The 20861-nt window shown below is 55.2% G+C and carries 18 protein-coding genes; 8 read left to right on the top strand and 10 right to left on the bottom strand.

Annotation, left to right across the window (positions count from 1 at the left end):
- The first annotated feature begins 54 nt into the window (after positions 1–54).
- Positions 55–1335, top strand: a complete 1281-nt coding sequence (locus DVA44_RS00815; RefSeq protein WP_103824359.1) for an MFS transporter — start codon at positions 55–57, stop codon at positions 1333–1335.
- A 27-nt stretch (positions 1336–1362) separates the two neighbouring features.
- The gene (ghrB, locus tag DVA44_RS00810; RefSeq protein WP_114385540.1) at positions 1363–2337 is read left to right on the top strand and encodes a glyoxylate/hydroxypyruvate reductase GhrB; all 975 of its coding nucleotides are present in this window, start codon (positions 1363–1365) and stop codon (positions 2335–2337) included.
- A gap of 54 nt (positions 2338–2391) precedes the next feature.
- Here the strand turns inward: ghrB and cspA are convergent, their stop codons facing one another.
- Together cspA and DVA44_RS00800 are read right to left on the bottom strand one after the other, a co-directional pair.
- Positions 2392–2604, bottom strand: a complete 213-nt coding sequence (gene cspA, locus DVA44_RS00805) for an RNA chaperone/antiterminator CspA (RefSeq protein ID WP_032615822.1) — start codon at positions 2602–2604, stop codon at positions 2392–2394.
- A 335-nt stretch (positions 2605–2939) separates the two neighbouring features.
- A complete protein-coding gene (locus DVA44_RS00800) occupies positions 2940–3650 on the bottom strand; it encodes a DUF3053 domain-containing protein (RefSeq protein ID WP_103177778.1) in 711 nt (236 codons plus the stop codon).
- 332 nt (positions 3651–3982) lie between these two features.
- On the opposite strand from DVA44_RS00800, the gene DVA44_RS00795 reads away from it, so the two are divergent.
- A complete protein-coding gene (locus DVA44_RS00795; protein WP_103177777.1) occupies positions 3983–4273 on the top strand; it encodes an HTH-type transcriptional regulator in 291 nt (96 codons plus the stop codon).
- Positions 4274–4313: 40 nt separating this feature from the next.
- Here the strand turns inward: DVA44_RS00795 and DVA44_RS00790 are convergent, their stop codons facing one another.
- The 4 genes from DVA44_RS00790 to DVA44_RS00775 form a co-directional block, all read right to left on the bottom strand.
- A complete protein-coding gene (locus tag DVA44_RS00790; protein ID WP_114385539.1) occupies positions 4314–5933 on the bottom strand; it encodes an ABC-F family ATP-binding cassette domain-containing protein in 1620 nt (539 codons plus the stop codon).
- A gap of 239 nt (positions 5934–6172) precedes the next feature.
- On the bottom strand, positions 6173–8242 hold the full coding sequence (gene glyS, locus DVA44_RS00785) for a glycine--tRNA ligase subunit beta (RefSeq protein WP_103824356.1): 2070 nt from the start codon (positions 8240–8242) through the stop codon (positions 6173–6175).
- Between the two features lie 9 nt (positions 8243–8251).
- Complete coding sequence (gene glyQ / locus DVA44_RS00780) at positions 8252–9163, bottom strand: glycine--tRNA ligase subunit alpha (protein WP_003860141.1); 912 nt, start codon at positions 9161–9163, stop codon at positions 8252–8254.
- A 159-nt stretch (positions 9164–9322) separates the two neighbouring features.
- Positions 9323–9625, bottom strand: coding sequence for a YsaB family lipoprotein (locus DVA44_RS00775; protein ID WP_114385538.1), 303 nt, complete (start codon positions 9623–9625; stop codon positions 9323–9325).
- 183 nt (positions 9626–9808) lie between these two features.
- On the opposite strand from DVA44_RS00775, the gene DVA44_RS00770 reads away from it, so the two are divergent.
- Entirely contained in the window at positions 9809–10804 is a 996-nt protein-coding gene (locus DVA44_RS00770) for an acyltransferase (protein ID WP_114385537.1), read from the top strand.
- Between the two features lie 81 nt (positions 10805–10885).
- Here the strand turns inward: DVA44_RS00770 and yiaA are convergent, their stop codons facing one another.
- From yiaA to xylA, 3 genes are all read right to left on the bottom strand, one after another.
- Positions 10886–11320, bottom strand: a complete 435-nt coding sequence (gene yiaA, locus DVA44_RS00765) for an inner membrane protein YiaA (RefSeq protein WP_103824353.1) — start codon at positions 11318–11320, stop codon at positions 10886–10888.
- A 189-nt stretch (positions 11321–11509) separates the two neighbouring features.
- Positions 11510–12964 carry a xylulokinase gene (gene xylB / locus DVA44_RS00760; protein WP_114385536.1) on the bottom strand — a complete coding sequence of 485 codons (1455 nt, stop codon included), beginning with the start codon at positions 12962–12964 and terminating at the stop codon, positions 11510–11512.
- Between the two features lie 101 nt (positions 12965–13065).
- Positions 13066–14388, bottom strand: coding sequence for a xylose isomerase (xylA, locus tag DVA44_RS00755; RefSeq protein ID WP_114385535.1), 1323 nt, complete (start codon positions 14386–14388; stop codon positions 13066–13068).
- 370 nt (positions 14389–14758) lie between these two features.
- On the opposite strand from xylA, the gene xylF reads away from it, so the two are divergent.
- The 4 genes from xylF to xylR all read left to right on the top strand — a co-directional run bounded on the left by xylF (position 14759) and on the right by xylR (position 19744).
- Entirely contained in the window at positions 14759–15751 is a 993-nt protein-coding gene (gene xylF / locus DVA44_RS00745) for a D-xylose ABC transporter substrate-binding protein (protein WP_114385534.1), read from the top strand.
- Positions 15752–15822: 71 nt separating this feature from the next.
- A complete protein-coding gene (locus DVA44_RS00740) occupies positions 15823–17364 on the top strand; it encodes a xylose ABC transporter ATP-binding protein (protein ID WP_114385533.1) in 1542 nt (513 codons plus the stop codon).
- Positions 17342–18523 carry a xylose ABC transporter permease XylH gene (xylH, locus tag DVA44_RS00735; RefSeq protein WP_114385532.1) on the top strand — a complete coding sequence of 394 codons (1182 nt, stop codon included), beginning with the start codon at positions 17342–17344 and terminating at the stop codon, positions 18521–18523. Before DVA44_RS00740 ends, xylH begins: the two co-directional genes overlap by 23 nt.
- 42 nt (positions 18524–18565) lie before the next feature.
- Entirely contained in the window at positions 18566–19744 is a 1179-nt protein-coding gene (gene xylR, locus DVA44_RS00730) for a D-xylose utilization transcriptional activator XylR (protein WP_103177765.1), read from the top strand.
- 39 nt (positions 19745–19783) lie between these two features.
- Here xylR and DVA44_RS00725 read toward each other — a convergent pair whose 3' ends face one another.
- Complete coding sequence (locus DVA44_RS00725) at positions 19784–20611, bottom strand: protein bax (protein ID WP_103824347.1); 828 nt, start codon at positions 20609–20611, stop codon at positions 19784–19786.
- Between the last annotated feature and the right edge of the window lie 250 nt (positions 20612–20861).

The following is a 20861-nucleotide window of genomic DNA, read 5'->3' as shown; positions in this document are numbered from 1 at the left end:
ACCGTGTACCCTACAGACAACGGCGGTAACCCCCTCAACGACAGAGGCAAGCCTATGAACAATGCAACAAACGCAGTAAAACGCTGGTGGTACATCATGCCAGTCGTGTTTATCACGTACAGCCTGGCGTACCTTGATCGTGCGAACTTTAGCTTCGCATCTGCCGCAGGCATTACGGAAGACCTGGGGATCACCAAAGGCGTCTCCTCGCTGCTGGGCGCCCTCTTCTTCCTCGGTTACTTCTTTTTCCAGATCCCTGGCGCCATCTATGCCGAACGCCGCAGCGTCCGCAAACTGATCTTCATCTGCCTGATCCTCTGGGGTGCCTGCGCCTCCCTCACTGGGGTGGTGAATAACATCCCGGCGCTGGCGGCCATTCGTTTTATTCTCGGCGTAGTGGAAGCGGCGGTCATGCCCGCGATGCTGATCTACATCAGCAACTGGTTTACCAAATCCGAACGCTCGCGCGCCAATACCTTCCTTATTCTCGGCAACCCGGTCACGGTACTGTGGATGTCGGTGGTCTCCGGGTATCTGATCCAGTCCTTCGGCTGGCGTGAGATGTTCATTATTGAAGGTGTGCCGGCCATTATCTGGGCCTTCTGCTGGTGGGTGCTGGTGAAAGACAAACCGGCCCAGGCCAAATGGCTCTCTGAAGATGAAAAAGCGGCCCTGCAGGCGCAGCTGGATAAAGAGCAGCAGGGACTGAAAGCGGTGCGTAACTACGGCGAAGCCTTCCGCTCCCGCAACGTGGTACTGCTGTGCATGCAATATTTCACCTGGAGTATCGGCGTTTACGGTTTCGTTCTGTGGCTGCCGTCTATCATCCGCAGCGCGGGCGATAACCTCGGCATGGTTGAAGTGGGCTGGCTCTCCTCCGTACCTTATCTGGCAGCAACCATCGCCATGATTGTGGTCTCCTGGGCGTCGGACAAACTGCAAAATCGCAAGCTGTTCGTCTGGCCGCTGCTGTTGATTGCCGCCTGCGCCTTTATCGGCTCGTGGGCGGTGGGCGCAAACCACTTCTGGGTTTCCTATACGCTGCTGGTGATTGCCGGTGCCGCGATGTATGCCCCGTATGGTCCATTCTTTGCCATCATCCCGGAAATGCTGCCGCGTAACGTGGCGGGCGGCGCGATGGCGCTGATCAACAGCATGGGTGCGCTGGGCTCGTTCTTTGGTTCATGGTTCGTGGGCTATCTGAACGGTGTGACCGGCGGCCCGTCAGCCTCGTACATCTTTATGGGGGTGGCGCTTTTTGCCTCGGTGTGGCTTACTTTAATTGTTAAGCCTGCTAATAATCAGAACCTTCCCGTCGGCGCACGCCACGCCTGAACCCTTTTAAAATCAACGGAGATTAGCATGAAGCCGTCCGTCATTTTGTATAAAGCCCTGCCTGATGCCCTGCAGCAGCGCCTTGAAGATCATTTCACCGTTACCCGGGTTAACAACCTGAATCCGGAGACGGTGCAGCAGCATGCTGAGGCGTTCGCCGGTGCCGTCGGGCTGCTGGGCTCCAGCGAAAAGGTGGATGCCGCACTGCTGGAAAAAATGCCTGCGCTGCGTGCAACCTCGACCATCTCGGTAGGCTATGACAACTTTGACGTCGATGCGCTGAATGCCCGCAACATCCTGCTGATGCACACGCCAACCGTACTCACCGAAACCGTGGCGGATACGCTGATGGCGCTGGTGCTCAGCAGCGCGCGCCGCGTGGTGGAAGTGGCCGAGCGCGTTAAAGCCGGAGAGTGGACCAAAAGCATCGGTCCGGACTGGTTTGGTGTCGATGTGCATGGCAAAACGCTGGGCATTGTCGGGATGGGCCGCATCGGCATGGCGCTGGCCCAGCGCGCCCACTTCGGTTTCAACATGCCGATTCTGTATAACGCGCGCCGCCAGCATAAAGAGGCTGAAGAACGCTTTAACGCCCGCCCCTGTGACCTGGATACCCTGTTGCAGGAAGCGGATTTCGTCTGCCTGATCCTGCCGCTGACCGATGAAACCCACCATATGTTTGGCAAAGCGCAGTTTGAGAAGATGAAGAAATCCGCCATCTTTATTAATGCAGGACGCGGACCGGTGGTGGATGAACAGGCGCTGATTGCAGCGTTGAAAAACGGTGAGATCCACGCCGCTGGGCTGGACGTATTTGAGCAGGAGCCGCTACCGGTCAGCTCGGAACTGCTGAAAATGCCAAACGTGGTCGCGCTGCCGCATATTGGCTCCGCCACCCACGAAACGCGCTATAACATGGCGGCCTGTGCGGTGGAAAACCTGATCGACGCCCTGCAGGGCAAGGTGGATAAAAACTGCGTCAATCCACAAGTTAAGCCTTAAACGAAAAAAACCCGCCAGAGGCGGGTTTTTAAATTCTTTCGCTGAGTTGGAAGCTTACAGGCTTACAACGTTACCAGCTGCTGGGCCTTTAGCGCCGCTTTCGATGGTGAAGGAAACTTTCTGACCTTCGTCCAGAGATTTGTAGCCATCGTTCTGGATAGCAGAGAAGTGTACGAACACGTCTTTAGAGCCATCGTCAGGAGTGATGAAGCCGAAACCTTTATCAGCGTTGAACCATTTTACCAGACCAGTCATTTTACCAGACATAGATATTACCTTTTAAAAATTTGTTTTGCCTTCCGGCGCGATGATGGAATGTGTTACAGATTTTTAAGCGATGAAGGAAGGGTCACTACGAAGGGTATCTAAGATAACGCATCTGGACTGCTTAACTAAACTGCTCTAGGTCTGTGTAACAAACCGACGAGGTGTATTAAGACATAGTTCGCGGATCAAAGACAAGCTTTATTTTCTGAGAAGATAAAAAACCCCGCTTTGCAGCGGGGTTTTTTATTCTGGAATGTGCCCGGCAGCGCTTCGCTTGCACGGGCCTACAGGTTTACACAGCATTGCCCGGCAAAATGCGAGTACGCTTTCAGACGTTATTCCGTTGCGGCCATCGCCGCGCTCCACGCCTGGCTGAACGCCTGATGCTGCGCGGCCAGCGGCCCAATCAACGCATTGTACTGGCTGGCCTGCTGCGAGGTCGGGAACTGAATACCGTTGGAGACAAAGCTCACCTGGGTGCCCTGCTGGGAAATATAATCCGCTACCTGCACCAGCTGCTGTGTAAAGATCTGGGCTGCTGGAATAAGCGGCTGCAGAGCTTCGGCAGGTTTGGTCACCACTTTTTCATACACTTTGTCGAACACAGGCTTCAGATCTTCGCCCTGCTTCAGCGCAGAGCGCGCGCCATCGGCCTGCATTTTGGCGTTCTGCAGCTGCTGGCCCAGCACACCCAGTGCGCCGTTTGACTGGCTCAGCGGTTCACGCTGGGTCACGTAATCCTGCGGTACGCGAATCGCATTTACGCTATCCACCACCGGACGCAGTCCGGCGTCCATCGCCTGATTCACCTGCTGTGAATAACCATACAAAATGGCATAGTCAGAAACGAAGGGACCAAACTGTTTTTTCTGATCCGCAGTCAGCGTTGGCAAACGCTCGCCACTACGCATCGCAGTATTTTGCAGGAAGTCGATAAACGCTTTGCGCTGATCCCCTTCCTTATCGAAACACCCACTCAGGCTAACTATCATTAACAACGCCGCAAGCGGCGCAAACCAGCGAGAGCAGGGCTTTCCTGTCGCCATTGTTATTACTCCTTTCACCCAAAAAAGCGCACACCGGCACACGCGTGCCCAACGGTGACAGAATAGTCCAGGTCAGGCCCGCAAGATACCCTTTTCATGTAAAACGATTATTGCCATATAAATTCTTACTATTTACAAAAAAATACCTGGTGCTATGGCGCTACTGAATAATCAAGTCATTAGCATACTCAGTCGGTTTGAAAAGCGAGCCAGCGAAACGTATCTCTAACAATTAATCACGCACGTTACGATCTGTTCTCAGTTTTAGCGACTATTCTTAAATTGCTCTCTAATGTTCACGATCCCGCAGTGTGATTTATGAGGAGTTCTCAATGGAATTAAAAGATCCTATGTTTGATCTGCTAAGCAGTCTGGAACAGATTGTTTTTAAGGATGCACCGCAGACGGTGACCCGTTCGCAAAAGTCTAACCCCTTTACGGAATTTGAGCGCTTACGCAAAGGGACAGGGATGAAAACCGATGATTTCGCACGAGCAATGGGTGTCAGCGTAGCGATGGTTCAGGAGTGGGAATCAAAAAGAGTGAAGCCCTCCATGACCGAGCTGAAGCTGATGAGCCTGATTCAGGCTAACCCGGCACTCCGCAAGCAGTTGACTGAGTAGTAATGTTTAGCCCCCGCATTTGCGGGGGTTTGTGTTTTTATTACCGCCTTTCACCGCGCCACTCCCCGTCCAGCCATGCCAGTTCATGGGTCAGCTTCAGACCATCCAGAAAAGCGTCGTCATGCGATACCACCAGCAGTGCGCCTGTAAAGCCAGCCAGCGCCGCCTCGATAGCACGTGTCGAAGCCAGATCCAGATGGTTAGTCGGTTCATCGAGCAGCAAGAGCTGCGTCGCCTCTTCCCGCCACAGCACACAAGCCAGCGCCGCTTTTAAGCGTTCGCCGCCGCTGAGCGCTGAAAGCGGGAGCATCACCCGATCGGCGCCCAGCTGCAGCTGGGCCAGACGGCTACGCAGTACCCCCTCTTCCAGCGGCGTGTTATGCAAATTGAGGTGGGAGATAACGGATTGCGACAAATCCAGCTGCGATAAGTGCTGATCGAGATACGCCACCGTGACCGACGTCCGGCAATGTCCCGAAACAGGCAGGCACTGGCCGAGGATGGCTTTCAGCAAGGTGGATTTCCCACAGCCATTCGGCCCCCGCAACGCCACCCGCATCGGCCCATCCATGCGCCAGTTAAGCGGCGCCATCGTGACGTGCGGCAGCACCAGATCCTCCAGCACCAGCACCTGTTTCCCCTCCGCAATCTGGCTGCCTGGCAGGGTAAACATCACCGGGTTTTCCTCTTCCACCCGCTCCCGCGCCTGATTGACCGCCGCGTTCATCGCATCCTGTTGCTCATGATGCTGTTTGCGCCACGCGCCCGGACGCTCCTTTGCTGCCCCTTTATACTTAACGCGCTCAAACGAGGCGATATTAAGACTATCCACCGTGCGCAGGGTTTTCGCCGACCGGCGCAGGCTGTCGTCATGCTCCTTTTGCAGACGGGCACGGGTGCGTTTGCGCTCGGTGGTTGCATGCTCCAGTGCCGCGCGGGCGGCCTGCTGCTCCGCATTCCGCTGGCGCTGATAGTCCGCGTAATTGCCACCGTAGCTGTGTAACCCCGACGCGCTGAGTTCCAGAATGCGCGGCACCTGTGCCAGCAGCTCACGATCGTGTGAAGCGACCAGCACGCAACCGGCATGTCGGGCAAGTTGCTCGTAAAACCACGCCCGCCCCTGTCTGTCGAGGTGGTTGGTGGGTTCGTCCAGTAGCAGAGAGTCCGCATTCGCCGTAAACGCGCCGCACAGCAGAGCGCGAACCCGCTCGCCGCCGCTCAGTTCAGCGGCCAGCCTGTTGGGATCAAACGGCGCAAGCCCGGCACCGATAAACGTCTCGCTCAGTCGTTCCGTTAAATCCCAGTAACCGTCGAGACGCTCCAGATCCTCAGGCAGATAATCACCACTGTCGATACGCTCGCGGGCTGCGAAAAGGTTTTCATAGCCAAGCAGCTGGGCCAGCGTGGCGTGGGGAGAAATATCGTGCTGTTGCGCCACATAGCAGTGCGTGCCGAAACGCTCGATATGGCCGCTGGCAGGCAAGTCCAGCCCGGCCAGCAGGCGCAGGAGACGGGTCTTGCCGCTGCCGTTACGGCCAACCAGTGCGCACAGCGAGGGCTCCAGCGAGAGATTCAGCGGGCCAAAAAGGGTATCGCCTGTCGGAAACTGACAGGTGACCTGATGCAAAATAAAAGAAGGGGATTGCGCAAAATGAGCCATAAGCACTCCTGAATGAAATCAAAACATCCCCTGCCGACGCGGTGGCGTTTAGCAAGGATCGAAATTCATCAGTCGTGTTTGTTCATTTTTGGGGGGCGCTCCAGAGGGAGAAAAGTAACCGGAGAAAGGATAGCCGGTTTTTGTTCAGGGTTTCAAGGTTAAATTTTCAACGGCACGCCATAAAAAAACCCGCCGAAGCGGGTTTTTTAGCAAGCGTAGCGCCGCCGGGCAAAAGCCCCTTACTGCAGCAGAGAAATATCCGCCACGCGCAGGAACAGCTCGCGCAGTTTTTCGAGCATGGTCAGGCGGTTGATACGCAGATCTTTATCCTCTACGTTCACCATCACTTTCTCGAAGAAGGCGTCGATAACGTCGCGCAGTTCAGCCAGTTCCACCAGCGCTTCCTGGTAGCGACCTTCAGCGAAGGCCGGCTCCAGCTTGTCGCGCAGCACCACAACCTGCATCGCAAGAGCGATCTCTTCCGGCTCTTTCAGCGTCGCGGCATTCACGCGCTCGTTCAGCGTTTCGTCGGACTTCGCCAGGATGTTGGAGACACGCTTGTTGGCCGCAGCCAGAGCCGATGCCGCTTCCAGGGTACGGAAGTGGGAGACCGCCTTCATACGGGCATCGAAATCGGCCGGACGGGTCGGACGACGCGCCAGCACCGCCTGAATAGTGTCCACGCTGTAGCCTTCGTCCTGATACCAGGCGCGGAAACGGCCCAGCATAAAGTCGATAACCTCATCCACCACGTTGGCGTTGGTCAGCTTGTCGCCGTACAGACGCACCGCTTCTTCCGTCAGGGTCTGCAGATCGAGGTTGAGGTTCTTCTCAACGATGATACGCAGCACGCCCAGCGCAGCACGACGCAGTGCGAACGGGTCTTTATCCCCCTTCGGATGCTGACCGATACCAAAGATACCCGCCAGGGTGTCCATCTTGTCGGCAATCGCCACGGCACAGGCTACCGGGTTGGACGGCAGATCGTCACCGGCAAAGCGCGGCTGATACTGCTCGTTCAGGGCGACGGCTACATCTTCCGCTTCGCCATCGTGACGCGCGTAGTGCATGCCCATCACGCCCTGGGTGTCGGTAAATTCAAACACCATGTTGGTCATCAGGTCGCACTTGGAGAGCAGACCGGCGCGGGTGGCGTGGTTAACGTCGGCGCCGATTTCACGGGCGATCCAGCCGGCCAGCTCCGCGATACGGTCGGTCTTGTCGCGCAGCGTACCCAGCTGCTGCTGGAACAGCACGGTTTGCAGGCGCGGGAGGTGATCTTCCAGACGCTTTTTACGGTCGGTATTGAAGAAGAACTCCGCATCCGCCAGACGCGGGCGAACCACTTTTTCGTTACCGGAGATGATCTGCACCGGATCTTTCGATTCGATGTTCGCCACGAAGATGAAGTTTGGCAGCAGCTTGCCGTCGTTGGCATAGACCGGGAAGTACTTCTGGTCACCTTTCATGGTGTGAACCAGCGCTTCCGCCGGAACCGCGAGGAACTTCTCTTCGAACTTCGCGGTCAGCACAACCGGCCATTCTACCAGGGAGGTCACTTCTTCCAGCAGGCTGTCGCTCAGATCGGCTTTACCGCCAATCTGGCGGGCCGCTTCTTCCGCATCGGCTTTAATTTTGGCTTTACGCTGTTCGTAGTCAGCAATGACTTTACCGCGTTCCAGCAGGATTTCAGGGTACTGATCGGCGTTGTCGATGGTGAACTCCGGCTCGCCCATAAAGCGGTGGCCGCGGATCACGCGATCGGACGCAACACCCAGAATGGTGGCAGGAATCACGGTATCACCCAGCAGCAGGGTCACGGTGTGAACCGGACGCACGAAGTGCACGTCGCTTGCGCCCCAGCGCATCAGTTTTGGAATCGGCAGCTTCGCCAGCGAGGTGGCAATCATGTTTGGCAGCAGCGCTTCTGCGCTTTCGCCTTTCACGTGGGCACGATAGAGCAGCCATTCGCCTTTGTCGGTGGTCAGACGCTCGGCCTGGTCAACGGTGATGCCGCAACCACGCGCCCAGCCTTCTGCCGCTTTGCTCGGTTTGCCTTCGGCGTCGAACGCCTGGGCAATCGCCGGGCCGCGCTTTTCAACTTCGCGATCGGGCTGAGACGCCGCCAGGTTAGCCACTTTCAGTGCCAGACGACGCGGAGCAGCAAACCACTCAATTTTACCGTGCGCCAGACCAGCGTTATCCAGCTCAGCAGTCACGTTCGCAGCGAAAGATTCCGCCAGGCTGCGCAGGGCTTTTGGTGGCAGCTCTTCGGTGCCAATTTCCACCAGGAAAGTTTTCTCAGACATGGCCGCCTCTTATTTGTTTCGGTTGCACATCGGGAAGCCAAGGGCTTCACGGGACGCATAGTAAGCTTCTGCAACGGCTTTGGTCAGGGTACGAATACGCAGAATGTAGCGCTGACGTTCAGTCACGGAGATCGCTTTACGGGCGTCCAGCAGGTTGAAGCTGTGGGCGGCCTTCAGAATACGCTCGTAGGCAGGCAGCGGCAGCGGAGTCTCCAGCGCCAGCAGTTGCTGGGCTTCTTTCTCGTACTGCTCGAAGCAGGTGAACAGGAAGTCCACGTCCGCGTATTCAAAGTTATAGGTGGATTGTTCCACTTCGTTCTGATGGAACACGTCGCCGTAGGTGGTTTTACCCAGCGGGCCGTCACTCCAGACCAGGTCGTAAACGCTGTCTACGCCCTGAATATACATGGCCAGACGTTCCAGACCGTAGGTGATTTCACCGGTGATCGGTTTACATTCCAGACCGCCAACCTGCTGGAAGTAGGTGAACTGCGTCACTTCCATTCCGTTCAGCCACACTTCCCAACCCAGACCCCAGGCACCCAGCGTTGGGTTTTCCCAGTTATCTTCCACGAAACGAATGTCATGAATGGTCGGATCCATACCCAGCTCTTTCAGCGACCCGAGATACAGTTCCTGAATGTTGTCTGGTGATGGCTTAATCACCACCTGGAACTGATAGTAATGCTGTAAACGGTTCGGGTTTTCACCGTAGCGACCATCGGTCGGGCGGCGGGATGGCTGTACATAGGCGGTAGCCATCGGCTCTGGCCCCAGTGCACGCAGGCTGGTCATCGGGTGTGAAGTGCCGGCGCCCACTTCCATGTCCAAAGGTTGAACAATGGTGCAGCCCTGGCGAGCCCAGTAATCCTGTAAGGTCAGGATCAGGCCCTGGAAGGTCTTAGTATCAAACTTTTGCATAGTATTTCGTGCTGGATACGTGTGGTTTTAAATGGAAGGGTTCAGTATACCCGCTGAGTGCAAGATATACAGTACGAAACGGGGTTGTTTAGGGAAAATTGGGAAATAAGCATAGCTGACAGCACCCTGCAGGCGCAGCCAGCGCATTAAGCGGCTATCTCAACGCATCGAAAGGTGTAAAAAATGGCCATCTGCGTCAAAAGAACAGATGAAACTCTCATTGCGGGCAGTGAAGCCCTGCATCTCGTAGCTGCCCTGAAACTGCTCAAAGGCGGTGACGTCGATTTTTTGCGCGCCGGTATTGTAGCGCTGGGCCGCCCGATTCTTACACAGCTGTTCCATATCCAGGGAACGCTCCGGGCTGACCTTTTGGGTTTGCGCTTTTTGCGCCGGGGAGGTCTCCTGAGCCGCGCAGCTGGCCAGTAGCGCGGGTAGCAAAAGCCATATCGCACGCATCATCATTTATATTACCGCCCTCTGCTGTGGCTGTTATTTTTAAACTCTAAACTTTATAGATTATGGTCCGGCATTCTGCGAATCTCACTGCCCCGGCACAAGCAGGACGATGCAAACTCAGAATTTTCCAACGAGCGTCTGAATCAATATCACAGTCAGACTCTTTTTAATGTGTAAACAGAGGGATGGATGCAGGAAAAAATTAACTGGATTGATAATTTGCGGGGAATCGCCTGTTTGATGGTGGTGATGATCCATACCACCACCTGGTATATCACCAACGCCCCCGCCGTCAGTCTTATAAACTGGGATGTCGCCAACGTGCTCAACTCCGCATCGCGGGTGAGCGTGCCGCTCTTTTTCATGATCTCCGGCTATCTCTTTTTTGGCGAACGCAGCGCGCAACCGCGCCACTTTTTACGCATCGGTCTGTGCCTGCTGTTTTACAGCACCGTGGCGTTCCTCTATATCGTGCTCTTTACCTCGATTAACAGCGAGCTGTCGCTGAAATACCTGCTGCAAAAGCCGGTCTTCTATCACCTGTGGTTTTTCTTCGCCATTATCGTGATTTATCTGCTCTCCCCGCTGGTGCAGGTGAAAAGCACGAGCGGCAAAATGCTGCTGGCACTGATGGTCGTGATTGGTATTGTGGCAAACCCCAATACGGTTTCGCAAAAAATGGGCGGGTTTGAGTGGCTGCCCATCAATCTCTATATCAACGGCGACACCTTCTATTACGTGCTGTACGGCATGCTGGGCCGCGCCCTGGGAATGATGGATACCCGCAAACGCTGGCTGAATGCCCTGTGCGCCGCCCTGTTTATTGCCGCGGTGGCGATTATCTCTCGCGGTACGCTGCATGAGCTGCAGTGGCGCGGCACTTTCGCCGATACCTGGTATCTTTACTGTGGCCCGATGGTCTTTATCTGCGCGGTTTCGTTATTTACCCTGGTGAAAAACACGCTCCATGCGCGCCCCCTGCCGCTGCTGGGGTTAATTTCACGGAACTCGCTGGGGATCTACGGTTTTCACGCGCTGGTGATCCACGCTCTGCGCACCCGTGGCGTGGAGTTAAAGAGCTGGCCGCTTCTGGATATCGTCTGGATCTTCTCCATAACGGTGGCGGTCAGCCTGCTACTGTCGATGCTGTTACAGCGCGTTGATACGCGCAGGTTTGTGAGCTGAGTGTGCGGCTTGTTTGCCCGACGGCGCTTCGCTTGCACGGGCCTACAAGGCTGTGCAAACGAAACGCCACCGGGCGCTTTTTCAGACGATCTCTTTCTGTTCTGCGATCGTATCAGACGAAGTGTGCGCCGCACTGTCCCGCACGTTTTTTTGCACAGCCACCGCACCAAATAAGCTTAAGAAGAACGCAAGACCATAAAAGCCCTTCTCGCTCAGCAACAGAGTGGCATTCCACAAACCCACCACTAAAAGCGCGACGGCGATAATAAATGCCGTCAGGCACGTCATATAGTAGAGCGACGTCGTCGGGATCCCTTCGTATTTGTCACGAACGGTTTTCTGATAAGAGGCGGCAGAAAACAAGCCAAGGATAATGACCGCAAAGTAATACCCTTTCTCATTGAGCTGCATATCCGCATTCCATAAACCAACCAGATAGCTAATGATCCCACCAAGAAGGGCAAGCCAGGATACGGCATTAAAAGCAGGGGAGCTATTTGTCACGTCTCTTTCCATTTTCACGTAAACCTCACCAGGGAACTAAACGAGGCATTATGGATGAAGTCTTGCGATCCACTGTAATGAAGGGCACGGAGAAGTATGAATTCGGAAAAAAACCATACAAATAAATAATTATTTAGAATCAATCATTTAAAATATAGCGATCGCAGGCCGGGTTAGGCGAAGCCGCCACCCGGCGCTGTTTCACGACATCAGTGGCAGAAGCTGCTGATAGATTTTGCGGAACACCTCGCGACGCCCGGCATAGCGGGCATGACGATCGGGGTCCGGGGTGTGCTGCTGTTCCAGCGCCAGCTGCGGCAACAGCGACGCCAGCGGCTTGCCCGGATTCATTGCAATTTGCGCCAGCCGCGCCGCACCCAGCGCAGGCCCGACATCCCCACCGGTACGGTAATCGAGCTGTTGCCCGCTGATATCCGCCAGCATCTGGCGCCAGTAAGGGCTACGCGCCCCGCCGCCAATCAGCGTAATGCTGGTCGGTTTGAGTCCGCACTCATGCACCACATCCATCCCATCGGCCAGCGCATAGCCCACCCCTTCCAGCACCGCTCGCGCCAGTTCAGCCGGGCCGTGTTGATGGGTTAAGCCAAAGAACACCCCTTTCGCCTGGGGGTTGTTATGCGGCGTACGCTCGCCGGACAGATAGGGCAGGAACCAGACGGTATCGGCGTTTTCATCCGCCTGCTGCGCGGCATCGAGCAGGGCCGGCACACTCTCTAATCCGGTCAGTTTCGCCGCCCAGTCCAGGCAGGATGCCGCACTGAGCATTACCGACATCAGATGCCATTTACCGGGCAGCGCATGGCAGAAGCTGTGCACTGCGCTGTCAGGGTTACTGCGATAGCCGTCGCTCACGGCGAAGTAAACGCCAGAGGTGCCCAGCGACAGCATCGCCTGCCCGGCATCGGCCATGCCCACGCCAACCGCGCCGGCGGCGTTATCCCCGCCCCCCGCCACGACCGGAACAGCCGGCATATTCCACTGCTGCGCCACCGACGGCAGCAGCGTGCCCGTCTGCTCACAGCCTTCAAACAGCGCAGGCATATGGTCGCGGGTGAGATGGCAGGCTTCGAGCATCGTCTCGCTCCAGTCACGCTTTGCCACGTCGAGCCACATAGTGCCAGCGGCATCAGACATATCGCTGGCGTACTCTCCGGTCATGCGCAACCGCAGATAATCTTTCGGCAGCAGTACCTTCGCCACCTGGCTAAAAATTTCGGGTTCATGGCGCTGCACCCACAGCAGTTTCGGGGCGGTAAAGCCCGGCATCATCAGGTTGCCGGTGATCTCCCGCGAGGCCGGGACACGCTCTTCGAGCAGGGCGCACTCTTCACCGCAGCGGCCATCGTTCCATAAAATCGCCGGGCGCAAAACGCGGTTATCCTTATCCAGCAGCGTGGCGCCATGCATCTGTCCGGCAATGCCCAGCGCTTTTACCTCGCGCAGAGAGTGTTGCTCGCCAAGCGCTTTCAGGGCGCGATCCGTGGCCAGCCACCAGGCTTCAGGATCCTGTTCAGACCAGAGCGGGTGTGGCCGTGAAACGTGCAGTTTTTCTGTTTGCGTTGCCAGCACGTCGCCCTGTTCATTTAACAGAATGGCTTTCACACCCGATGTGCCAAGATCGATCCCGATATACATTGCGGTGACTCCTTTAACAGAAATGCCCGGACGCTTGCAGCGGTTCCGGGCCTGGGCTAACCGTAAGCCGGGCTAGCGTCGCGCTGCCCGGCAATACCCGGTTACTTATCAAACAGATAATGATTCACCAGATTCTCCAGCAGTTCCTGATGACCGCTCTGGTGCTGCGGCGCCAGGTTATGCTGTTCAGCGTACTTCGCCAGTTCGGTCAGTGATAACTGGCCTTTCAAAATTTGCTGACCCAGCTCACTGTTCCAGCCGCCATAACGTTTCGCCACGCGCTTATCCAGCTCACCGTCTTCAATCATGCGGGCAGCCACTTTCAATGACATCGCCATGGTATCCATCGCCCCGATATGGCCATAGAAGAGATCGTATTTATCAGTGCTCTGACGGCGCACTTTGGCGTCAAAGTTCAGGCCGCCGGTGGTGAACCCACCCGCTTTGATAATTTCGTACATCACCAGCGCGTTTTCTTCCACGCTGACCGGGAACTGGTCGGTATCCCAGCCCAGCTGCGGATCGCCGCGGTTGGCATCTACGGAGCCGAAAATGCCCAGCGCGATAGCGGAGGCGATCTCGTGATGGAACGAGTGACCCGCCAGCGTCGCGTGGTTGGCTTCGATATTCACCTTGATCTCTTTTTCCAGCCCGAACTGCTTCAGGAAGCCGTAGACCGTCGCCACGTCGTAGTCGTACTGATGCTTGGTCGGCTCCTGCGGTTTTGGCTCAATCAGCAGCGTACCCTGGAAGCCGATTTTGTGTTTATGCTCGACCACCATCTGCATGAAGCGGCCAATCTGCTCGCGCTCCTGACGTAAATCAGTATTGAGCAGCGTTTCGTAGCCTTCACGCCCGCCCCACAGCACATAGTTTTCACCGCCCAGCTTATGGGTAGCATTCATCGCCGTCACCACCTGCGTGGCCGCCCAGCTGAAGACTTCCGGGTCCGGGTTGGTGGCAGCGCCTGCGCCATAGCGCGGATGGGTAAAGCAGTTGGCGGTGCCCCACAGCAGCTTCACGCCGCTCTGCTGCTGTTTTTCGGCCAGCACATCGACCATCTGCGCAAAGTTATTCAGATACTCTTTCAGCGATGCGCCTTCCGGTGAAACGTCCACATCGTGGAAGCAGTAATAAGGGACATTCAGCTTGTGGAAGAACTCAAAGGCGACATCCGCTTTGCGTTTTGCCAGCTCCAGCGCTTCGCCTGGCTGCTGCCACGGACGATCGAATGAGCCTACGCCAAACATATCGGCACCGTTCCAGCAGAAGGTGTGCCAGTAGCAGGCAGCAAAACGCAGGTGATCTTCCATGCGCTTACCCAGCACCAGCTCGTCCGGGTTGTAATGACGAAACGCTAAAGGATTTGAGGATTTCGGACCTTCATAACGAACGCGATCGAGTTGATCGAAATAAGCTTGCATAGTGAGCTCCATAATCAGGGATACAGCAAAGAGTTGATACTGGAGTAATACTGAATAGGGATCGCAGGTTGCTCAATTACGTTATTTCACACTGCTATTGAGAGAATGCACAAACGTGCGCTGGCTCGCAAAATCAATTTGCAGACAAACAAATTTCACAGCACAAATTCCATAATCACGTGTAATTAAGAGCTTATAGAATTTAAAATTCGATCGCGGTCATAAATTCGAAAATAAACCAAATATCATAACGAGAAGATAAAAATCTGTAATTGCCAGCCTGCCATTCCCCGTTAAGAATTTGCTACGTCTCTTGCAATGATTGTTTCTTTTATCTCAGCAACCTAACCCTACAAAAGGCAATACAATTATGAAGATAAAGAACCTGTGCCTCACTCTTTGTGCATCGCTGCTGCTGGCGAGTACGGCGAGTCATGCAAAAGAAGTCAAAATCGGCATGGCGATTGATGACCTCCGTCTGGAGCGCTGGCAAAAAGATCGCGATATTTTTGTCAATAAGGCAGAAGCATTAGGTGCGAAAGTTTTCGTCCAGTCTGCCAATGGCAATGAAGAAACGCAAATGTCGCAAATCGAAAATATGATAAACCGCGGCGTCGACGTGCTGGTTATTATTCCTTATAACGGTCAGGTTTTAAGTAACGTGGTAAAAGAAGCCAAGCGCGAAGGGATTAAAGTGCTGGCCTACGACCGCATGATTAATAATGCGGACATTGATTATTATATTTCCTTCGACAATGAAAAAGTCGGCGAATTACAGGCGCAAAGCCTGGTCGCCAAAGTCCCACAAGGCAATTACTTCCTGATGGGCGGCTCCCCGGTGGACAACAACGCCAAACTCTTCCGCGCCGGGCAGATGAAGGTGCTGAAGCCCTATATTGATGAAGGCAAAATTAAGATCGTTGGCGATCAGTGGGCGGACGGCTGGTTACCTGAAAACGCGTTAAAAATTATGGAAAACGCCCTCACCGCCAATAATAACAAAATCGATGCCGTGGTGGCCTCTAACGATGCGACCGCAGGCGGCGCGATTCAGGCACTCAGCGCCCAAGGTCTGGCCGGAAAAGTGGCGATCTCCGGGCAGGATGCGGACCTTGCCGGGGTGAAACGTATTGTGGCAGGTACCCAGACCATGACGGTATATAAGCCGATCACCGAGCTTGCCACCACCGCCGCAGAAATTGCCGTTGAGCTCGGCAATGGCCAACAGCCTAAAGCGGATGCCAGCTTAAACAACGGCCTGAAAGATGTGCCTTCCCGACTGCTCATCCCTATCGAAGTCAATAAAGAGAACATTGACGCCACCGTTGTGAAAGACGGTTTCCATAAAAAGAGCGAACTGTAATCCATCATCGCCCCCGGCTTGCGGGGGCACATCGACTTGTACTGTTTTCCTTCGGGTCATGCGGAGCAGTTATGTCTTATTTACTTGAAATGAAAAGTATCACCAAAGCGTTTGGCGCGGTGAAGGCCGTCGACAACGTCAGCCTGCGCTTAAACCCCGGCGAGATCATGTCGTTATGCGGCGAAAATGGCTCGGGCAAATCCACCTTAATGAAGGTTCTGTGCGGCATCTATCCTCACGGCAGCTACGAGGGTGAAATTGTCTTTTCCGGCGAAACGCTGCAGGCCACACACATCCGCGACACCGAGCGCAAAGGGATCGCCATCATTCACCAGGAGCTGGCGCTGGTGAAGCATCTGACCGTGCTGGAAAATATCTTCCTCGGCGCCGAGATAACCCGCCACGGCGTCCTGGATTACGACACCATGACCTTGCGCTGCGAAAAGCTGCTGGCGCAGGTCAGTCTGACGATCTCCCCCGACACCCGGGTGGGTGATTTAGGTCTGGGACAGCAGCAACTCGTGGAGATCGCCAAGGCCCTGAACAAACAGGTGCGTCTGCTGATCCTCGATGAACCAACAGCATCGCTGACGGAACAGGAAACCGCGGTATTGCTGGACATCATTCGTGACCTGCAAAACCACGGGATTGCCTGCATTTATATCTCCCACAAGCTCAACGAAGTGAAAGCGATTTCGGACACGGTGTGCGTAATTCGCGACGGGCAGCATATCGGCACCCGGGAAGCGCAGGGGATGAGCGAGGACGACATTATTACCATGATGGTGGGCCGTGAGCTCACCGCACTCTACCCGAACGAACCCCACACCCTGGGGGAAGAGGTGCTGCGCGTGGAGCACCTTACCGCCTGGCATCCGGTGAATCGCCATATTAAACGGGTCAATGATGTCTCTTTCTCGCTGCATCGCGGTGAGATCCTGGGGGTGGCCGGGCTGGTTGGCGCCGGGCGCACCGAGGCTGTGCAGTGTCTGTTCGGCGTCTGGCCTGGTCGCTGGGAGGGCAGCATCTTTATTGATGGGCAGCAGGTAGAGATCAAAAACTGTCAGCAGGCCATCGCCCAGGGTATCGCGATGGTGCCGGAAGATCGCAAAAAAGATGGCATCGTACCGGTGATGGCGGTGGGCAAAAATATCACCCTTGCCGCATTAGATCAGTTCAGCGGCACGCTGAGCAGTCTGGATGATGCCGCGGAACAGCACTGCATTCTTCACTCTTTACAGCAGCTGAAAGTCAAAACCTCCTCCCCGGAACTGGCGATTGGCCGCCTGAGCGGGGGCAATCAGCAGAAGGCGATCCTCGCCCGCTGCCTGTTGCTCAACCCGCGCATCCTGATCCTCGATGAACCCACCCGCGGGATTGATATCGGTGCGAAATACGAAATCTACAAGCTGATCAACCAGCTGGTCCAGCAGGGTATCGCCGTGATTGTGATCTCCTCGGAGCTTCCTGAAGTGCTGGGTCTGAGTGACCGGGTACTGGTGATGCACGAAGGAAAACTGAAAGCCAACCTGATAAACCAGAACCTGACGCAGGAACAGGTGATGGAAGCCGCACTAAGGAGCGAACGCCATGTCGAAAAGCAACCCCTCTGAGTTAAAAGTCACGGCACCCGCACCGGGTCTGTTTTCCGGGCTAAAAGCGCTCAATCTGCAGGTGTTTGTCATGATTGCCGCTATCGTGGCGATCATGCTGTTCTTCACCTGGATGACCGACGGCTCCTATCTCAGCGCGCGTAACGTCTCCAACCTGCTGCGCCAGACCGCCATTACCGGCATTCTGGCGGTGGGGATGGTGTTTGTGATTATCTCCGCGGAAATCGACCTCTCCGTGGGCTCAATGATGGGCCTGCTGGGGGGCGTGGCGGCGATTTTCGACGTCTGGCTGGGCTGGCCGCTGCCGCTCACTATCGTGGTCACCCTGCTGCTCGGCTTGCTGCTCGGCACCTGGAACGGCTGGTGGGTGGCCTACCGCAAAGTACCGTCGTTTATCGTCACGCTGGCGGGAATGCTGGCCTTCCGCGGTATTCTGATTGGCATCACCAACGGCACCACCGTCTCCCCCACCAGCGCCTCCATGTCGCAGATTGGGCAGAGCTATCTCTCCGGCGGAGTGGGTTTTACCCTCGGCGCGATTGGCCTGATGGCGTTTGTTGCCTGGCAATGGCGCGGCAGAATGCGCCGTCAGACGTTAGGGTTAGCCACAACGCCTTCCACCTCTGTCGTCGGGCGTCAGGCGCTGACGGCGGTGATCGTGCTGGGGGCAATCTGGCTGCTGAACGACTATCGCGGCGTGCCGACGCCGGTGCTGATACTGGTGCTGTTATTACTGGCAGGCATGTTTATGGCGACCCGCACCGCCTTTGGTCGGCGTATTTATGCCATCGGCGGCAACCTTGAGGCCGCACGTCTGTCAGGTATTAATGTTGAACGCACCAAACTTGCCGTCTTTGCCATTAATGGCCTGATGGTTGCCGTAGCGGGCCTGATCTTAAGCTCACGTCTGGGTGCGGGCTCGCCGTCTGCCGGGAATATTGCCGAACTCGATGCCATCGCCGCCTGTGTCATCGGCGGAACCAGTCTTGCCGGAGGTGTCGGTAGCGTCGCAGGGGCAGTTATGGGGGCATTTATTATGGCGTCGCTGGATAACGGAATGAGTATGATGGACGTCCCGACATTCTGGCAGTATATCGTCAAGGGTGCCATTTTGTTGCTGGCGGTATGGATGGATTCCGCTACCAAACGGCGCGCCTGAGGATGCCTTTTCATCTGTCACTGATACTGGAAAAATAGCGCCATGTTTGAGAAGCGTCACCGCATTACGTTGTTATTCAATGCCAACAAAGCTTATGACCGTCAGGTCGTCGAGGGCGTTGGGGAATATTTGCAGGCGTCGCAATCCGAGTGGGATATTTTCATCGAAGAAGATTTCCGCACGCGAATCGAAAATATCAAAGACTGGCTGGGCGACGGCGTCATCGCGGATTTTGACGACGCCGTTATCCAGCAACTGCTGGTCGATGTCGACGTCCCCATCGTCGGCGTTGGCGGCTCTTACCACCAGCCGGAACACTACCCTGCCGTTCACTATATCGCCACCGACAATCACGCTCTGGTAGAGAGCGCGTTTCTACATCTCAAAGAAAAAGGGGTTCACCGCTTCGCCTTTTATGGCCTGCCCACCTCCAGCGGAAAACGTTGGGCGGCGGAACGGGAATACGCTTTCTGTCAGCTGGTCGCAAAGGAGAAGTATCGCGGCGTGGTTTATCAGGGGCTGGAAACGGCCCCGGAAAACTGGCAGCACGCGCAGAACCGTCTCGCCGACTGGCTGCAAACCCTGCCACCGCAGACCGGCATTATCGCCGTGACCGATGCCCGCGCCCGGCATGTGCTGCAGGTGTGCGAACATCTGCATATTCCGGTGCCGGAAAAGCTGTGCGTCATCGGGATCGATAATGAAGAGCTCACCCGCTACCTGTCACGCGTGGCGCTGTCGTCCGTGGCGCAGGGAACACGTCAGATGGGCTATCAGGCGGCCAAGCTGCTGCACCGGCTGCTGGATAACGAAAATCTTCCCCTGCAACGTCTGCTGGTGCCACCGGTTCGTGTGGTGGAGCGACGCTCAACGGATTACCGCTCGCTGAACGATCCGGCCGTCATTCAGGCCATGCACTACATTCGTAACCACGCCTGCAAAGGCATCAAAGTGGATCAGGTGCTGGATGCGGTAGGGATTTCGCGTTCAAATCTGGAGAAGCGCTTTAAAGAAGAGGTGGGCGAGACGATCCATGCGGTTATCCATGCAGAGAAACTGGAGAAAGCCCGCAGCCTGCTGATTTCGACCTCGCTCTCCATTAACGAGATTTCGCAGATGTGCGGTTATCCGTCGTTGCAGTATTTCTATTCGGTCTTTAAAAAAGAGTATGACACCACGCCGAAAGAGTATCGCGATCGCTACAGTGAAGTACTGATATAAATAAAAAAGGCCTTCCGGATGGAAGGCCTTTTTTTAAGATTACATATGAGCAGCAATTAAGCGCTGGTTATCCTGGTACATCGCAAACAGATAGTTGTTATAGCGTTGGCCCTGGGTTGAGTAACCTTTCAGCTTGTGGATCATATTGCTCGCCGTCACTTCCTGGTCTGCTTTACGCAGCTGCGCACGCGACTTACGGAAGGATTTATAGGCCGGATGCGTGTTCAGATTCACAACATACGCATTCACGGAATCTTTTACCGATTCAAACTGCGAGTAACCTTTCACTTTGCCCGGCGCATTAGTACAACGACCTTTCGCACATTTCATGCCGAACAGGTTGTTATTGCTACGGGCCAGCTTAGAGGTGCCCCAGCCACTTTCGGCTGCCGCCATCGTTGCGACCATGCTGCCTGGGATGATATCCACACGCTCAAGCAAGGTGTTCCACGGTACACGACGTGTGTTCCCGTTCCAGCTCACTTTATAGTTTTTGGCTATCTCTTTCAGGCGCGCACGCTCGGACGGCGACCAGCGGCTGTCGTACTGCTTGGAAATAAGCCAGTTACGATCCGCCGTAATCGCGGCATTTTGACTTGTAATGTAAGGCATTACCGTCCGGAGAAACGCTTTTTTCCTTGGTGTTCCGGAAGGGTATTTTCGCAAATCAGGAAGTGAACTACTCTTTGCACTATTGCGAGAATACTCTTGTTTACTGCTAACCTTACTACTTGTTGTCGTCTTTATGACGTGGGCTTTCTTACTCGTTGTATCCGTGTGCGTCTTTGCAAGCACCCCACCAGAAAATGCCGTGGTGAGTAACATGAGTATCGCAGCCCCATATCGTCGAATGGGAGTCGATATCATTAGGTCTCCTGGTCGGATAGAAACATTCCAACACCTTATTTTTTTCGAAAATTGAGAGGCGAATCTCAAATCCTAGCAAAAATAGACGAGAAGAGCATCCTTAGAAATAGTCCAAATCCGAAACCCTGTCACCTGGAATCTGCGCGTTTCAGCATCATTTTCGCGAAAACGTGCTCAATATCGCAGTTAAATAGCGTACTTAGCGTGAGATCACTCACCCTCTTTGCTCCTCCCTGCGCGATAGCGCCAG

Source organism: Leclercia sp. W17, from assembly GCF_003336325.1.
Taxonomy (GTDB): Bacteria; Pseudomonadota; Gammaproteobacteria; order Enterobacterales; family Enterobacteriaceae; genus Enterobacter.
The sequence above is the reverse complement of the archived record's forward strand: the minus strand, read 5'-3'. Positions and strand labels throughout refer to the sequence as shown.

Bases quoted from the DNA above. Each gene is read 5' to 3' on its own strand.
- DVA44_RS00770 (WP_114385537.1), top strand. From the start codon at position 9,809: ATGCAGGAAAAAATTAACTGGATTGATAATTTGCGGGGAATCGCCTGT.
- DVA44_RS00775 (WP_114385538.1), bottom strand. From the start codon at position 9,625: ATGATGATGCGTGCGATATGGCTTTTGCTACCCGCGCTACTGGCCAGC.
- glyS (WP_103824356.1), bottom strand. From the start codon at position 8,242: ATGTCTGAGAAAACTTTCCTGGTGGAAATTGGCACCGAAGAGCTGCCA.
- xylR (WP_103177765.1), top strand. From the start codon at position 18,566: ATGTTTGAGAAGCGTCACCGCATTACGTTGTTATTCAATGCCAACAAA.
- ghrB (WP_114385540.1), top strand. From the start codon at position 1,363: ATGAAGCCGTCCGTCATTTTGTATAAAGCCCTGCCTGATGCCCTGCAG.
- xylH (WP_114385532.1), top strand. From the start codon at position 17,342: ATGTCGAAAAGCAACCCCTCTGAGTTAAAAGTCACGGCACCCGCACCG.
- yiaA (WP_103824353.1), bottom strand. From the start codon at position 11,320: ATGGAAAGAGACGTGACAAATAGCTCCCCTGCTTTTAATGCCGTATCC.
- glyQ (WP_003860141.1), bottom strand. From the start codon at position 9,163: ATGCAAAAGTTTGATACTAAGACCTTCCAGGGCCTGATCCTGACCTTA.
- DVA44_RS00800 (WP_103177778.1), bottom strand. From the start codon at position 3,650: ATGGCGACAGGAAAGCCCTGCTCTCGCTGGTTTGCGCCGCTTGCGGCG.
- cspA (WP_032615822.1), bottom strand. From the start codon at position 2,604: ATGTCTGGTAAAATGACTGGTCTGGTAAAATGGTTCAACGCTGATAAA.
- DVA44_RS00795 (WP_103177777.1), top strand. From the start codon at position 3,983: ATGGAATTAAAAGATCCTATGTTTGATCTGCTAAGCAGTCTGGAACAG.
- xylF (WP_114385534.1), top strand. From the start codon at position 14,759: ATGAAGATAAAGAACCTGTGCCTCACTCTTTGTGCATCGCTGCTGCTG.
- DVA44_RS00740 (WP_114385533.1), top strand. From the start codon at position 15,823: ATGTCTTATTTACTTGAAATGAAAAGTATCACCAAAGCGTTTGGCGCG.
- DVA44_RS00815 (WP_103824359.1), top strand. From the start codon at position 55: ATGAACAATGCAACAAACGCAGTAAAACGCTGGTGGTACATCATGCCA.
- xylB (WP_114385536.1), bottom strand. From the start codon at position 12,964: ATGTATATCGGGATCGATCTTGGCACATCGGGTGTGAAAGCCATTCTG.
- xylA (WP_114385535.1), bottom strand. From the start codon at position 14,388: ATGCAAGCTTATTTCGATCAACTCGATCGCGTTCGTTATGAAGGTCCG.
- DVA44_RS00725 (WP_103824347.1), bottom strand. From the start codon at position 20,611: ATGATATCGACTCCCATTCGACGATATGGGGCTGCGATACTCATGTTA.
- DVA44_RS00790 (WP_114385539.1), bottom strand. From the start codon at position 5,933: ATGGCTCATTTTGCGCAATCCCCTTCTTTTATTTTGCATCAGGTCACC.